13 protein-coding genes, 1 tRNA gene and 2 pseudogenes are annotated in these 14,786 nt (G+C 72.4%); 3 read left to right on the top strand and 13 right to left on the bottom strand.

Annotation, left to right across the window (positions count from 1 at the left end; translation table 11 throughout):
- The first annotated feature begins 67 nt into the window (after positions 1–67).
- Positions 68–2,809: a phosphoenolpyruvate carboxylase gene (gene ppc, locus ABD794_RS10745; protein ID WP_344962671.1), complete on the top strand. Its 2,742-nt coding sequence runs from the start codon at positions 68–70 to the stop codon at positions 2,807–2,809.
- A gap of 103 nt (positions 2,810–2,912) precedes the next feature.
- On the opposite strand, the gene pth is transcribed toward ppc, so the two are convergent.
- From pth to ABD794_RS10785, 8 genes and pseudogenes are all read right to left on the bottom strand, one after another.
- A complete protein-coding gene (gene pth / locus ABD794_RS10750) occupies positions 2,913–3,512 on the bottom strand; it encodes an aminoacyl-tRNA hydrolase (RefSeq protein ID WP_344962673.1) in 600 nt (199 codons plus the stop codon).
- A gap of 90 nt (positions 3,513–3,602) precedes the next feature.
- Positions 3,603–4,178 (bottom strand): 50S ribosomal protein L25/general stress protein Ctc, encoded by a 576-nt coding sequence (locus tag ABD794_RS10755; RefSeq protein ID WP_344962690.1) that lies wholly within the window; start codon positions 4,176–4,178, stop codon positions 3,603–3,605.
- A 176-nt stretch (positions 4,179–4,354) separates the two neighbouring features.
- Positions 4,355–5,332: a ribose-phosphate diphosphokinase gene (locus ABD794_RS10760; protein ID WP_344024871.1), complete on the bottom strand. Its 978-nt coding sequence runs from the start codon at positions 5,330–5,332 to the stop codon at positions 4,355–4,357.
- A 73-nt stretch (positions 5,333–5,405) separates the two neighbouring features.
- Positions 5,406–6,863, bottom strand: a complete 1,458-nt coding sequence (gene glmU / locus ABD794_RS10765) for a bifunctional UDP-N-acetylglucosamine diphosphorylase/glucosamine-1-phosphate N-acetyltransferase GlmU (RefSeq protein WP_344962676.1) — start codon at positions 6,861–6,863, stop codon at positions 5,406–5,408.
- A 127-nt stretch (positions 6,864–6,990) separates the two neighbouring features.
- Positions 6,991–7,061 (bottom strand) — tRNA-Gln (locus tag ABD794_RS10770).
- Between the two features lie 114 nt (positions 7,062–7,175).
- Positions 7,176–7,570: pseudogene (locus tag ABD794_RS10775) on the bottom strand (acyltransferase family protein); the annotation flags it as partial.
- A gap of 191 nt (positions 7,571–7,761) precedes the next feature.
- Positions 7,762–8,406, bottom strand: a complete 645-nt coding sequence (locus ABD794_RS10780) for an AAA family ATPase (protein ID WP_344962678.1) — start codon at positions 8,404–8,406, stop codon at positions 7,762–7,764.
- Positions 8,407–8,530: 124 nt separating this feature from the next.
- Positions 8,531–8,971: a MarR family winged helix-turn-helix transcriptional regulator gene (locus ABD794_RS10785; RefSeq protein WP_344962680.1), complete on the bottom strand. Its 441-nt coding sequence runs from the start codon at positions 8,969–8,971 to the stop codon at positions 8,531–8,533.
- Between the two features lie 55 nt (positions 8,972–9,026).
- Between ABD794_RS10785 and ABD794_RS10790 the strand changes: the two genes are divergently transcribed.
- The gene (locus tag ABD794_RS10790; RefSeq protein WP_344962682.1) at positions 9,027–9,440 is read left to right on the top strand and encodes a VOC family protein; all 414 of its coding nucleotides are present in this window, start codon (positions 9,027–9,029) and stop codon (positions 9,438–9,440) included.
- A 35-nt stretch (positions 9,441–9,475) separates the two neighbouring features.
- On the opposite strand, the gene ABD794_RS10795 is transcribed toward ABD794_RS10790, so the two are convergent.
- The 4 genes from ABD794_RS10795 to ABD794_RS10810 form a co-directional block, all read right to left on the bottom strand.
- Positions 9,476–9,718 carry a hypothetical protein gene (locus ABD794_RS10795; RefSeq protein ID WP_344962684.1) on the bottom strand — a complete coding sequence of 81 codons (243 nt, stop codon included), beginning with the start codon at positions 9,716–9,718 and terminating at the stop codon, positions 9,476–9,478.
- 303 nt (positions 9,719–10,021) lie between these two features.
- Positions 10,022–10,975: an anti-sigma factor RsbA family regulatory protein gene (locus tag ABD794_RS10800; protein ID WP_344962686.1), complete on the bottom strand. Its 954-nt coding sequence runs from the start codon at positions 10,973–10,975 to the stop codon at positions 10,022–10,024.
- Positions 10,976–11,056: 81 nt separating this feature from the next.
- A complete protein-coding gene (locus ABD794_RS10805; protein ID WP_344962687.1) occupies positions 11,057–11,311 on the bottom strand; it encodes a WhiB family transcriptional regulator in 255 nt (84 codons plus the stop codon).
- A gap of 83 nt (positions 11,312–11,394) precedes the next feature.
- A complete protein-coding gene (locus ABD794_RS10810; RefSeq protein WP_425585991.1) occupies positions 11,395–12,279 on the bottom strand; it encodes an RNA polymerase sigma factor SigF in 885 nt (294 codons plus the stop codon).
- A 246-nt stretch (positions 12,280–12,525) separates the two neighbouring features.
- Here ABD794_RS10810 and ABD794_RS10815 point away from each other — a divergent pair, with 246 nt between their 5' ends.
- A complete protein-coding gene (locus tag ABD794_RS10815; protein WP_344962689.1) occupies positions 12,526–12,726 on the top strand; it encodes a hypothetical protein in 201 nt (66 codons plus the stop codon).
- On the opposite strand, the pseudogene ABD794_RS10820 reads toward ABD794_RS10815, so the two are convergent.
- Positions 12,727–14,786: pseudogene (locus tag ABD794_RS10820) on the bottom strand (phosphocholine-specific phospholipase C); the annotation flags it as partial.

The following is a 14,786-nucleotide window of genomic DNA, read 5'->3' on the forward strand; positions in this document are numbered from 1 at the left end:
GGGCGTCGGACAGCGCGGTCCGCCACCCCTCCAGACGTGCTCGGAATCACCGCAAGGAGCCGCACCTGTGAGCAGTGCCGACCCCACCAGCCCCGAAGCACGGCGCAGCGCCGCCCTGCGTGCCGACATCCGCCGTCTCGGTGATCTCCTCGGCGAGACCCTGGTCCGTCAGGAGGGCGACGAGCTCCTCGCCCTCGTCGAACAGGTCCGCGCCCTCACCCGCACCGACGGCGAGGCCGCCGCCCGGCTGCTCGGCGCCACCGACCCGCAGACCGCCGCCAAGCTGGTGCGCGCCTTCTCCACCTACTTCCACCTGGCCAACGTCACCGAACAGGTGCACCGCGCCCGCGAGCTGGGCGCCAAGCGCGACGCCGAGGGCTCGATCCTGGCCCGCACCGCGGACGAGCTGAAGGACGCCGACCCCGAGCACCTGCGGCAGACCGTCGAGCACCTGGGCGTACGGCCGGTTTTCACCGCCCACCCCACCGAGGCCGCCCGTCGCAGCGTCCTCAACAAGCTCCTGCGCATCGCCGAGCTGCTGGACCAGCCGGCCACCGGCGAGGGCGAGAAGCGCCGGCTGGCCCTGCGCCTCGCCGAGAACATCGACCTGCTCTGGCAGACCGACGAGCTGCGCGTGGCCCGCCCCGAGCCCACCGACGAGGCGCGCAACGCCATCTACTACCTGGACGAGCTGCACACCGGCGCCGTCGGCGACGTCCTGGAGGACCTCGCGGCCGAGCTCGACCGGGTCGGCGTCCCGCTGCCCGTCACCACCCGCCCGCTGACCTTCGGCACCTGGATCGGCGGCGACCGCGACGGCAACCCCAACGTGACCCCGCAGGTCACCTGGGACGTGCTGATCCTCCAGCACGAGCACGGCATCACCGACGCCGTCGACCTGGTCGACGAGCTGCGCGTCGCCCTCTCCAACTCCATCCGCAACAGCGGCGCCGACGAGGAGCTGCTCACCTCGCTCCAGCGCGACCTGGAGCTGCTGCCCGAGATCAGCCCGCGCTACAAGCGGCTCAACGCCGAGGAGCCCTACCGGCTCAAGGCCACCTGCATCCGCCAGAAGCTCCTCAACACCCGCGAGCGGCTGGCCCGCGACACCCCGCACCAGGAGGGCCGCGACTACCTCGGCACCGCCGACCTGCTCGCCGACCTCCAGCTGATCCAGGACTCGCTGCGCACCCACCGCGGCGGGCTCATCGCCGACGGCCGCGTGGAGCGTGCCCTGCGCACCCTCGCCGCGTTCGGCCTCCACCTGGCCACCATGGACGTCCGCGAGCACGCCGACGCCCACCACCACGCGCTCGGCCAGCTCTTCGACCGGCTCGGCGAGGAGTCCTGGCGGTACGCCGACATGCCGCGCGAGTACCGCGGCCGGCTCCTCGCCAAGGAGCTGCGGTCCCGCCGTCCGCTGGCGCCCAGCCCCGCGCCGCTGGACGCGGCCGGCGCCAAGACCCTCGGCGTCTTCCACACCGTTCGCGAGGCGCTGGAGCGCTTCGGCCCCGAGGTGATCCAGTCCTACATCATCTCCATGTGCCAGGGCGCCGACGACGTCTTCGCGGCCGCCGTCCTCGCCCGCGAGGCCGGGCTGGTCGACCTGCACGCCGGCTGGGCGAAGATCGGCATCGTCCCGCTGCTGGAGACCACGGACGAGCTGCGCGCGGCCGACGTCATCCTCGACGCGATGCTCGCCGACCCCTCGTACCGGCGCCTGGTCGCGCTGCGCGGGGACGTCCAGGAGGTCATGCTCGGCTACTCCGACTCCTCCAAGTTCGGCGGCATCACCACCTCGCAGTGGGAGATCCACCGCGCCCAGCGGCGGCTGCGCGACGTCGCGCACCGCTACGGCGTCCGGCTGCGGCTCTTCCACGGCCGCGGCGGCACGGTGGGCCGCGGCGGCGGCCCCACCCACGACGCGATCCTCGCCCAGCCGTGGGGCACGCTCGACGGCGAGATCAAGGTGACCGAGCAGGGCGAGGTCATCTCCGACAAGTACCTCATCCCGGCGCTCGCCCGGGAGAACCTGGAGCTGACCGTGGCCGCCACGCTCCAGGCGTCCGCCCTGCACACCTCACCGCGCCAGTCCGACGAGGCGCTCGCCCGCTGGGACGCGGCCATGGACACCGTCTCCGACGCCGCGCACGCCGCGTACCGGCGGCTGGTGGAGGACCCGGACCTGCCCGCGTACTTCTTCGCCTCCACGCCGGTGGACCAGCTCGCCGAGCTCCACCTGGGCTCCCGCCCGTCGCGCCGCCCCGACTCGGGCGCGGGCCTCGACGGACTCCGGGCCATTCCCTGGGTGTTCGGCTGGACCCAGTCCCGGCAGATCGTCCCCGGCTGGTACGGCGTCGGCTCGGGCCTCAAGGCGGCGCGCGAGGCCGGGCTCGACACGGTCCTGGACGAGATGCACGAGCACTGGCACTTCTTCCAGAACTTCCTCTCCAACGTGGAGATGACGCTCGCCAAGACGGATCTGCGCATCGCGCAGCACTACGTCGACACGCTCGTCCCCGACGAGCTCAAGCACGTCTTCGACGCGATCAAGGCCGAGCACGAGCTGACGGTGCAGGAGGTGCTCCGCATCACGGGCGAGCGTGAACTCCTCGACGCGAGCCCCGTGTTGCGCCAGACCTTCCACATCCGGGACGCGTACCTCGACCCGATCTCCTACCTCCAGGTCACCCTGCTGCACCGGCAGCGCGAGACGGCGGAACGGGGCGAGGCCCCGGACCCGCTGCTGGGGCGCGCGCTCCTGCTGACCGTGAACGGGGTGGCGGCGGGCCTGCGGAACACGGGCTGAGACCAGGGGATTTGCCCCTCCCCGCCCTTTCACCGTTTCTCCCGGGGCGGAGCCCCGGAAGAAACGGTGAAAGGGCGGGGAGGGGCAAATCCCCCGCGAAGCCCTACGAGTTGTACGTCCCCTGCGCCCGCTCCAACCCGTCCACGATCAACGACTCCACCGCATCCGCCGCCCGGTCCACCTCGTACGCGAGCTCCTTCCGCTCCGCCGACGAGAAGTCCTTCAACACGAAGTCCGCGACCTGCATCCGCCCCGGCGGCCGCCCGATGCCGAAGCGCACCCGGCAGTAGTCCGCGCCCAGCGCCTTCGTGATCGACTTCAGCCCGTTGTGGCCGTTGTCGCCGCCGCCCACCTTCAGCCGCAGCTGCCCGTAGTCGATGTCCAGCTCGTCGTGGACGGCCACGATCCGCTCCACCGGCACCTTGTAGAAGTCCCGCAGGGCCGTCGTCGGCCCCCCGGACAGGTTCATGAACGACATCGGCTTGGCGATCACCACCCGCCGGCTCGACGGGCCCGGCGCGCCCAGCCGTCCCTCGACGACCTGCGCCCGCCCCGCCTTGTGCGCCTTGAACTTCGCCCCGATCCGCTCCGCGAGCAGATCGGCGACCATGAAGCCCACGTTGTGGCGGTTGCCCGCGTATTCGGGGCCGGGGTTGCCCAGGCCCACGATGAGCCAGGGGCTCGTGCTGCTGCCGTCCGTCATCCGCATGTCTCCTTCATACGCCAACCGCCGCCCCGCTCCGGGTCAGGAGCGGGGCGGCGGCCGGAAGAAAAACGAGGCTCAGCGCGAGGCTCAGGCCTCGGCGCCCTCGGCGTCGTCCGCGGCGGCGGCCTGGCCGGCGACGACGTGCAGGACGACGGCGTCGGCGTCCACGGCCAGCTCGACACCGGCCGGCAGGACGACGTCCTTGGCGAGGACGGAGGCACCGGCCTCGAGGCCCGCGACGGAGACGGTGACGGCCTCGGGGATGTGGGTGGCCTCGGCCTGGACCGGCAGGGCGGTCAGGGTGTGCTCGAGCAGGTTGCCGCCCGGGGCCAGGTCGCCCTCGGTGTGGACCGGAACCTCGACGGTGACCTTCTCGCCGCGCTTGACGACCAGCAGGTCGACGTGCTCCAGGAAGCCCTTCAGCGCGTCACGCTGGACCTGCTTGGGGATGACGAGCTCGTCGCGGCCCTCGATGTCCAGGGAGAGCAGGACGTTGGGGGTCTTGAGCGCCATCATCAGGTCGTGGCCCGGGAGGGACACGTGGACCGGCTCGGAGCCGTGGCCGTAGACGACGGCCGGAACCTGGTGGGCGCGGCGGATGCGGCGGGCGGAGCCCTTGCCGAACTCGGTGCGGACGGCGGCGGCGAGCTTGATCTCGGCCATGGTGCACTCCTCGGAGGTCATGTCGGTGGACAGGGTCACCCGGCCCACGAACGGCCTGCTACGAAGAGCGCGTCGATAACGGACCGCCGCATCACATGGATACGGCCTCCCTCGCCGAGCAACTCGAGGAGTCTACCCGGCGGGGAGGCCGCACTCTAAATCGATCTACGCGATCGTCACGCCTGCTCGTCGAAGAGGCTGGTGACCGAGCCGTCCTCGAACACCTCGCGCACGGCGCGGGCGATCGTCGGCGCGATCGAGAGCACCGTGATCTTGTCGAGCTCCAGCTCGTTCGGCGTCGGCAGCGTGTTGGTGAAGACGAACTCGCTGACCTTGGAGTTCTTCAGCCGGTCCGCGGCCGGGCCGGAGAGCACACCGTGCGTGGCGGTGACGATGACGTCCGCGGCACCGTGCGCGAACAGGGCGTCCGCGGCGGCGCAGATGGTGCCACCGGTGTCGATCATGTCGTCCACCAGTACGCAGACACGATCCTTCACGTCACCGACGACCTCGTGCACCGTGACCTGGTTGGCGACATCCTTGTCACGGCGCTTGTGCACGATCGCCAGCGGGGCGCCGAGGCGGTCGCACCAGCGGTCGGCGACGCGCACGCGGCCGGCGTCCGGGGAGACGACGGTGAGCTTGTCGCGGTCCACCTTGGCGCCCACGTAGTCCGCCAGGAGCGGCAGCGCGAACAGGTGGTCCACCGGGCCGTCGAAGAAGCCCTGGATCTGGTCGGTGTGCAGGTCGACCGTGAGGATCCGGTCGGCGCCGGCGGTCTTGAAGAGGTCGGCGATCAGACGGGCCGAGATCGGCTCGCGGCCGCGGTGCTTCTTGTCCTGCCGGGCGTAGCCGTAGAACGGCACGATCACGGTGATGCTCCGGGCCGAGGCCCGCTTCAGAGCATCGACCATGATGAGCTGCTCCATGACCCACTTGTTGATGGGAGCCGTGTGGCTCTGCATCAGGAAGCAGTCGGCGCCGCGCGCGGACTCCTGGAAACGGACGTAGATCTCACCGTTCGCGAAGTCGAACGCCTTGGTCGGGACCAGGCCGACGCCCAGCTGGTGCGCGACCTCCTCGGCAAGCTCGGGGTGGGCGCGGCCGGAGAAGAGCATCAGCTTCTTCTCGCCGGTCGTCTTGATCCCGGTCACAGCACAGTCTCCTTGGATGTCGCTTTGTGTGCGCTTATCACGGTACGCCCCGATCGGCGGGACCGTGTCACGGTCACTGCTCCCCGTCGTGCTCCTGGAGAGCGGAGGAAGCGGCCTGTGCGGCCGCGCTACCGGGGCGCTTTCGCGCCACCCAGCCCTCGATATTCCGCTGCTGCCCTCGTGCGACGGCCAGCGAACCCGGGGGCACATCCTTGGTGATGACCGAGCCGGCGGCGGTGTACGCGCCGTCCCCGATCGTGACCGGAGCCACAAACATGTTGTCCGATCCGGTGCGGCAGTGCGAGCCGATCGTGGTGTGGTGCTTGTTCACACCGTCGTAGTTCACGAAGACGCTCGCGGCGCCGATGTTGGAGTACTCGCCGATGGTGGCGTCGCCCACGTAGGAGAGGTGCGGCACCTTGGTGCCCTCGCCGACCTCGGCGTTCTTCATCTCGACGTAGGCGCCGGCCTTCGACTTGGGGCCGAGCTTCGTCCCCGGCCGCAGATAGGCGAAGGGGCCGACGTTGGCCCGCTCGCCGATCAGCGCGGAGTCCGCCACGGTGGTGTCCACCCGGGCGCCCGCGCCCACGGCGGTGTCCGTCAGGCGGCAGTTCGGGCCGACCTCGGCGCCGGTGGCGATGTGGGTCTCGCCCAGCAGCTGGGTGCCGGGGTGCACCAACGCGTCCGGCTCGAAGGTCACCGTGACGTCCACCCAGGTCGTCGCCGGGTCCACCACGGTCACGCCGCTCATCATCGCCTCGTGCAGCAGCCGCTCGTTGAGCAGCCGGCGGGCCTCGGCGAGCTGGACGCGGTTGTTGATGCCCAGGATCTCGCGGTGGTCGGGGGCGACCGCCGCGCCGACCCGGTGGCCGGCCTCGCGCAGGATGCCGAGGACGTCCGTCAGGTACTCCTCGCCCTGGCTGTTGTCCGTGCGGACCTTGCCCAGCGCGTCCGCCAGCAGCTCGCCGTCGAAGGCGAACACCCCGGAGTTGATCTCGCGGATCGCCCGCTGCCCGTCGGTCGCGTCCTTGTGCTCGACGATCGCGGTCACCGCGCCGGTGGCGGCGTCGCGCACGATCCGCCCGTAGCCGGTGGAGTCGGGCACCTCGGCCGAGAGCACGGTCACCGCGTTGCCGTCGGCGGCGTGGACGTCCGCGAGGCGGGCCAGGGTCGCGCCGGTGAGCAGCGGGGTGTCGCCGCAGACGACGATCACGGTGCCCTCGGGGCGGACGCCCTCGCGGGCCAGCTCCTCCAGGCCCATGCGCACGGCGTGGCCGGTGCCGTTCTGCTCGTACTGGACGGCCGTGCGGACGGCCGGGTCGATCTCGGCCAGGTGTGCGGCCACCTGCTCGCGGGCGTGCCCGACGATCACGACGAGCTGCTCGGGCGCCAGTTCGCGGGCGGCGGCGACGACGTGCCCGACGAGGGACCGGCCGCAGATCGAGTGCAGGACCTTGGGGGTGGCCGACTTCATGCGGGTGCCCTCACCCGCTGCGAGAACGACGACGGCTGCCGGGCGGTTGGCGCTCACGGGTGGGCCCTTCGGCTTCGAGGGTTCGAGGGGGTGACACCCGCAGGATACCGGTGCGTACGGGGCCCGGAACGCCGAAGGGTCCTGACCTGGACGGTCAGGACCCGATGCGTGACGCGGTGCACAGCTCCCGGGGAAGGAATCGAACCCTCATTCAATGAACCAAAATCATTTGTCCTGCCATTAGACGACCCGGGATGGTTCGCCCGCCGTGCCCGATTCGTTGATCGGCAACGCGCGCAGACAACACTATGCCGTACGGCCGGGCCCGGATGCGACGGTGTTGGCCCGGGCATCGTGAACTTCGCTTCCGCCGCACGCCAGGGCGATGCCGCAGGCCGCCGCCCAGACGGCGAGCAGCGCGAGAACCGGCCGCCCGAGCCGGGCGAGCCGGCCGCCGAGCCAGGTCCGGTACGCCGTGCCCCGGGCACGGGCGGCGGCGTGGCTGCGGGTACCGCAGACGCCGCCGACGAAGAAGAACAGCGCCAGCGTCTGGAACAACCAGGAGACCGGCGTCAGCCACGGCATGTGCTGCAACGGGCTCGCGCCGCCGAGCGCGCCGTCACCCGCGACCAGCGCGGTGACCAGCCAGTGGCCCAGGACGACCCCCAGGATCGCGACGGCCCGCAGGGCGTCGAGCGCGCGCGGTCGCGGTCCGGCGGGGTCGCCGCGTCGAGGGCGCGGGCCAGGGTGCGTGGTCCGGACATGGGGCTTCCTTCCAGGGGGCCGCGCGGAGGTGCGCGTGCTGGAGGGAAGGTAGGGAGCCGGCCCGGCGCCGGGCCTCGTACCGGGGAGCCAAGTCGGGCCTGGCACCTCGGTACGACGGGTATCGGGCGGGTGCCGGGACGGGCACGACGGGTTCGGCTTCGCCCCTCGCGGCCGCATGTCGGACGACGGGCTACCTCCCGAACGTCACGGTCCTCACATGCTCCCGCGTCGCGCGGTCCAGCAGGACCACGGACGCCGCCTCCGCCACGGCCGGCGGAACGGGGCGGCCCTCGTGGGGCGTCGTGCCGGGGGCCGGCAGGGCGGACAGGAGGCGGGACAGGCCGCGGTGATGGCGGGTGAAGACCTGGGAGCGGGTGCGGCGGCCGCGGGCGCGCTGCCCGGCCAGGGCCTCGGCCGGGCCGACGTCCAGCAGGACGAGGTGGAGCTCACGGCCTCGGCGCCCGGCGGTGCGGGAGAGCCAACGGCGCATCCACGCGCGGCTGCCGCAGTCGTGCACCAGGAGCGGACCGCCGGCGCGGACGCCCGCGCGCAGCCGCCGGAAGTGGCGCGCCCGCGCCCACGGGCGGTACACCGCGTACGGCAGGAAGTCCGGCATCACGGACTCGCAGGCGACGTGGACGTCGCGGGGATCGACGACACGACCGGCCCCGGACCACCGGCGCAGCAGGGTGCTCTTGCCGCTGCCCGGCAGGCCGGAGACGACGACCACGGCCCCGGCCGGGTACGCCAGCACTTCCGGCCCCCGCTCGTGCCCGCGCAGGTCCACCAGCCCCCGCGGCGCCGCCGTCCTGCCTATGCCGTCCCCTGCACCCACGATTCCGGTCCTTCCTGCTGTTCACGAGCGATTCACGAGCCGCGATGGTACGGCTTCGTACAGGACGCCGGACGGCCGGCGCGGGTTGCGCCCGGTGGCCTCCGCGCGTGGCGGCGCCGTCCTCTCAGCGTCCGCCCCGATGCGCGAAGACCTTGGCCAGCAGCGCGTGGAGCCGCTCGCGCTCCCGCGCGTCGAGCGGGGCGAGGATCTCGTCCTGCACGGCGCGTGCCTCCGCCGTGAGCCGCGTCAACTCCCGTTTCCCCGCGGGGCCGACGGCGACCGAGAAGCGGCGGCGGTCGTGCGGGTCGCGGGTGCGTTCCACGTGGCCCCGGGCCACCAGGTCGTCCAGGACCTTCGTCATGTCGCTGGGGTCGATCGAGAGCCGCGTGGCCAGGTCGCGCTGCGGGTGGGGGCCGAAATCGGTGAGCGCCGCCAGGACCGCCATGTGCCACATGCGCAGCTCCCGTTCGGCCAGCCGGGCGGCGGTCCGGCCGCGGGCGTCCTTGCCGACGCGGGAGAGGAGATAGGTCGTCAGGGACGTGAGGCTGGGGGGTGTCTCGGTCACGCCACTATTGTAGGTTGGCACCCATCATTGGTTGCAACCCACGATTGGGGTTCCCGTGGACGCCCTGCACCCCCGCCTGCTCGTCTCGCGTTTCGCCGACACCTTCCGCTTCTACGCCGCCGTCCTGCCCCAACTGGCCGGCGCCCGGCTGGTCCAGGGCACCGAGGACGGCCCGTACGCCCACTGGGACCTCGACGGCGAAGGCCTCCTCATGCTCTTCGACCGCGCCGCCATGGCCGAGGCCCTCGGCACGTCCGGCCTCCCCGCGGAACCGCCCGCCGCCCAGGACCGGACCATGTTCGTCAGCCGCGTCACGGACGTCGACTCCGGCTTCGCGCTCTGCCTGCGGCACGGCGGCAGCGCCGCCGCCCGCCCCGCCGACCGCCCCGAGTGGGGCCCCTCCCTGCGGACGGCCCACGTCCGCGACCCCGAGGGCAACCTCATCGAGCTGCAGTCGTACGGGGGTTGAGGGGGCGGCCGCCGACGGCCGCCGCCCCCGTCACGTCACATGTGGACGTCCACGCAGGCCCGGCCGACGGGCCGCTTGGCGGCCCCGGAGGCGTCGTGCTCCCAGCCCTCGGCGCAGAACTTGGTGTGGTTGTTCACCCCGTGGCCCACCCCGACGCCGTACCGCGAGCCCTTGTGCCAGTTCATCAACGCGCTCTCGCCCTTGAGGCCGGGGCCGGTGAGGTGGAAGCGGCCGTAGAACTTGGACCCCGGTGCGGGGGTGACCGTCAGCCGTGCCACGTACAGCCCCGAGCCCTCGACCTCCAGACAGGTCTGGCCCGAGCAGCCCCCCCCAATTCGCGGACGCCGGGGGCGCCGTGGCGGTGAACAGGGCCGCGACGCCGACCGCCGCCACGACCGCGCGCAGGGACCAACGGCTTCTCACAGCAATGCGCTTCATCTACTCCGCTTTCGTCTTTCATCGGCATTCGTCGGATTCGCGCGCCACGTCCCGGATGACGGGCGCCCGTTCACGTTCGCCCGCTCCCTCCGCGGCCGCAACCGAACCCGGCGAGGTTCACCCGCTTGCCGGGGCTCGCGAGGTCACGGGGACGGCGCGCGCCGCAGATGGCACCGCGTCGTGGTGCCGTCCGGGCCGGTGTGCGTGCGCACCAGGTCGCTGAGCGCGTGGACGAGCAGCAGCCCCCGCCCGCCGGGCAGTCCCGGCCGGGCCGGGCGGCGGCCGGCCAGCGGGTCGCGGATGTGACCGCCGTCCCGCACCTCCCACACCACATGGCCGTCCTCCGCCCAGACGCGCACGGTGCCTCTTCCCCCGCCGTGCACCACGCTGTTGGCGGTCAGCTCGCCGACGGCCAGCGCCAGGTCGACCCGCCGCGCCGGGGCCAGACCCAGCGACTCGGCCCGCGCCACCACCATGTGCCGGGCATCGGGCAGCAGCGCGTCGTCGAAGTCGAAGGACAGGACGTCCGTCGCCTCCGGCGGGCCCGGCAGTGGCTGGTTGTAGGCGGAGACCATGTGGTCCGGGGCGTAGGAGGCGCTCGGCGCGCCGCGTCCGCCGTCGATGACGAACGGATGCGTGGCGTACGCGTCGGTCACCGCCCGGGGGGTGAGCCGGGACGCGTCGTACGGACACAGGATCGTCACCGGCCGCCCGGCGAAGGCGTGGTTGATGAGGGCCTCGTGCTGCACGCACGCCGGGTACTCCGCGGACGAGCGCCCGGCCCAGACGGGTTCGCCGACGATGCGCACCCGCCGGCCGGGATGCGCGTCCGCGAAGGCGCGCAGCACCCGGGGAATGATCCGGCCCGGATTGCGGCCGGCCTCCTCCATGTCCGTGAACCGCACCGACGGCGCGTCCGCGCCCAGTTCACCGCGGAGCAGCTCCAGGTTGACGCGGGGGACGACCACCGCCACGGGCTCGTCCGCCGCGAGACCCGCGCGGACGAAGGCCCCGACGCCGGACAGGTACTCGTCCGGATCCCGGTAGAACAGCGCGGGGTGGACGAACGGTTCGTCCGCGGCCGTCCTGTGGTTCACAGCGTCACCTCGTTCCCCGCGGGGCCCGGCGGTACGCGCTCCGTTCAGGCGCGTGCGCCGGGATTGCCGTCCCGAGGAGTGCTACCCACGCGGTGCCGTTCGCTCCCCCCGGCGCAGCGCCTTCCGTTCCGCCTCCGTGGCGCCGCCCCACACCCCGTACTCCTGGCCGGTGGCCAGGGCCCAGCGCAGGCACGGCTCGCGCGCCGGACAGCGCCGGCAGACCGACTTGGCGCCGTCCGCCTGGGCCAGGGCGGGGGCGCCCGAGCCGACCGGGAAGAACAGGTCGGGATCCTCGGTGCGGCACGCGGCGTCCTCGCGCCAGTTGTTCTCCTTCATCGTGGACCTCCGTTCCGGGGGGCTTTTCCCCACGCCTCGCCCGGAAGCGCGCGGTCAACCCTGCCGGAGGTCCGGGCCGTGCGTCATTCCTGGGCGAGCATGCGCGTGCGCAGCCGGGCGAGGGTGCGGGCCAGCAGCCGGGAGACGTGCATCTGGGAGATGCCCAGGCGGGCGCCTATCTGCGACTGCGTCAGCTCCTGGCCGAAGCGCAGCTCCAGCATCAGGCGCTCGCGGTCGTCGAGTTCACGGATGAGCGGTTTGAGGTCCTGGAGCGACTCGACCTTCTCCAGGCTCGCGTCGGTGGTGCCGATGCGGTCGGACCACGAGCGCGGGCGGTCGGGGCCGCGCGGGCCGGTCTCGGCCGGGGCGTCGAGGGAGTGGGCGGTGTAACCGTTGCTGGCGACCCGGGCCTCGATGACCTCCTCCTCGGACAGGCCCAGCGCGTCGGCCAGTTCCCGCACGGTGGGGGAGCGGCCCAGCCGGCCGGAGAGCTCCTCGGCGGCCTTGACGAGCTCGACGCGCAGTTCCTGGAGTCTGCGGGGGACGTGGACCGCCCAACTGGTGTCGCGGAAGAAGCGTTTGATCTCGCCCGTGATGTACGGGATGGCGAGGGTGGTGAACTCGACCTCGCGCGTCAGGTCGAACCGGTCGATCGCCTTGATCAGTCCGATCGTCCCCACCTGGACGATGTCCTCCATCTGGTCCGCCCGGTTGCGGAAGCGGCCGGCGACGAAGCGCACCAGGGAGAGGTTCATCTCGATGAGCGTGTTGCGGACGTACTGGTACTCGTGCGTGCCCTCCTCGAGAACCGCGAGGCGGTTCAGGAAGAGGGAGGTCAGGGCCCGGGCGTCACGCGGGTCGATGCCTCCCGCGTCGTCCACCTGCGGCAGACCGTCACCGGCGGGCCCGCACGTCGCAGTGCGGTTCCGCGTGGCAGTCGCCGGTCGCGTCGCACCTGTGCTGGTCACGTGCGCCCTCCTTGTCGGGTGTGTGTCGCGGCTCCTGCCCGTGGTTCGGCGGGGTATTCCCCTCGCGGTGGGACGGATTCCGCTCCCGGCCGCGGGGCAACCCCTTTTCCCGCCGAGGGAGTTTCGCTACAAGGACGACCGTCGACAGAAGGGGGAAAGCGGACGTGGAACATGAAACGGGCGCAGAGCGCGACGAACACCCCGGCTTCCTCGCCCTGTCCGCCCGGCTGACCGGGCGGGACGAGGGTGAGCTGCGCGCCACCGGACTGGTGGGGTGTCACCACGCCACCACCCTCGCCCGGCTGGGCCGGCCGGCGGTGGGGCGGTTCCTCGACGACCTCGCGGCAGCCGGCGGGGGACCCCGGCCGCGTCACCGCGCCGGAGTCCCGGGAGATCGCCCGTGCGATCACCAGCCTGTGGCGTACGGGCCGGTGGCCGGAGCTGTGACTAGCGTCGGCCGAGGGCCGGGTCGCTCACGCCCGGGGTCCCCGTCTCCACGTGCCCGGCGAAACCGCGCCGGAAGGCCGGGTCCTCCTGCGAGGTCACCGTCACGTCGTACCAGCGCCCGGCGGCGCGCGGCCGCACCACGTGCCGCACCGTGGCGCCGACGCCCACCGTCAAGGTCTCGGCCGGGGCGCCGTACGCGCAGGTCACCGTGGCGTGCCAGGGGCGCGGGCCCGGGTTCGTCAGGGTCAGCTCCAGATGCCCGCCGGCCGCGACGTGGCGGGCCCGTCACCTCGGGGCCGGTCTTCTTCCCCTCGCCGTGGAACGTCCGGAAGAAGCCGTTGGGGCCGTGCACCGTCAGGTCGTGGACGCCGTGCGAGTACGCCGAGTTCCAGGTGTCCGCGATCTGCTTGCCGGCCTCGGCGGTGTAGGTCCACGGCCCGTCCGTCCGGTTGCCGGACGTGACGAGGAACTGGGCGCCCGCCTCCGCGCCGCCGCCGAACGTCAGGGTGATCCGGCCCGTCGACGCGTCGCTCACGGCGTCGGTGAACGGGGCGTAGCGCAGCGGCCGGGCGGGCCGCGTGCCCGGCTCCTGCCGGGGGAGGGCGCCGACGGCGGGCGGCTTGGGGACGTAGTCGGGGTGGCGCTCCCGGTCCTTCGGCGCGTACCCGGCCGTGGACGGCAGCGCGGCCGGTGTCGTACGGGCCCGGCTGAAGTCGAAGGCCGAGGTCAGATCGCCGCACACGGCCCGCCGCCAGGGCGAGACGTTCGGCTCGCGCACGCCGAAGCGGTGCTCCATGAAGCGGATGATCGAGGTGTGGTCGAAGACCTCGGAGCACACGTAACCGCCGGTGCTCCAGGGCGAGACGACGAGCATCGGCACGCGCTGGCCGAGCCCGTAGGGGCCGGCGACGTGCCCGAGGTTCCCCTTGAAGAGGTCGGGCCGTCACGTCCGCGGTGGAGCGTCCCCGGTCCGCGTTCGCGGGCGGGTACGGCGGGACGACGTGGTCGAAGAAGCCGTCGTTCTCGTCGTAGGTGATGAACAGCGCCGTCCGGCTCCACACCTCGGGGTCGGAGGTGAGCGCGTCCAGGACCTGGGAGATGTACCAGGCGCCGTAGTTGACGGGCCAGTTGGGGTGCTCGGTGAAGGCCTCGGGGGCGGCGATCCAGGAGATCTGCGGCAGTCGGCGGGCCTTCACGTCGGCTCTGAGGACGTCGAAGAGGCCCTCGCCCTTCTTGGCGTTGGTGCCGGTGCGGGCCTTCTCGTGGAGCGGGTCGCCGGGCTTGGCGTTGCGGTAGGCGTCGAAGTAGAGCAGGGAGTTGTCGCCGTAGTTGCCGATGTAGGGGTCGCCGGTCCAGCCCCAGTGGCCGGCGGCGTCGGAGGCCGTCACCGGCGTCCTGGTAGATCTTCCAGGAGATCCCGGCCTTCTCCAGGCGCTCGGGATACGTCGTCCAGCCGTAGCCGGCCTCCTCGTTGCCGAGGACCGGGCCGCCGCCCTTGCCGTCGTTGCCCGTGTACCCGGTCCACATGTAGTAGCGGTTGGGGTCGGTGGAGCCGATGAACGAGCAGTGGTACGCGTCGCAGACGGTGAACGCGTCGGCGAGCGCGTAGTGGAACGGGATGTCCTCGCGCGTGAGGTACGCCATGGTGGTCGTCGCGGTCTTGGCGGGCACCCACCGGTCGTACTTGCCGCCGTTGAAGGCGCGTTGCCCGCCCGCCCAGTCGTGGTTGAGGTCCTGGAGGAACTGCATCCCCAGGTTGTCCGCCGCGGGCCGGAACGGCAGGACTTCCCGGACCCCGTCCGACTGGTGCCACACGGACTTCCCGCTCGGCAGGGTCACGGGATGCGGGTCACCGAATCCGCGCACCCCCCTCAGTGAGCCGAAGTAGTGGTCGAAGGACCGGTTCTCCTGCATGAGGACGACGATGTGCTCGACGTCCCGGACGCTGCCGGTGCGGTGGCCGGCGGGGATGGCGGCGGCGCGGGCGATGCTCTCCGACAGGGCGGCGAAGGCGGCTGTCCCGCCGGCCAGTTGGAGGAAGCGCCGGCGGTCGATCTCTC

The organism is Streptomyces thioluteus (assembly GCF_039535865.1).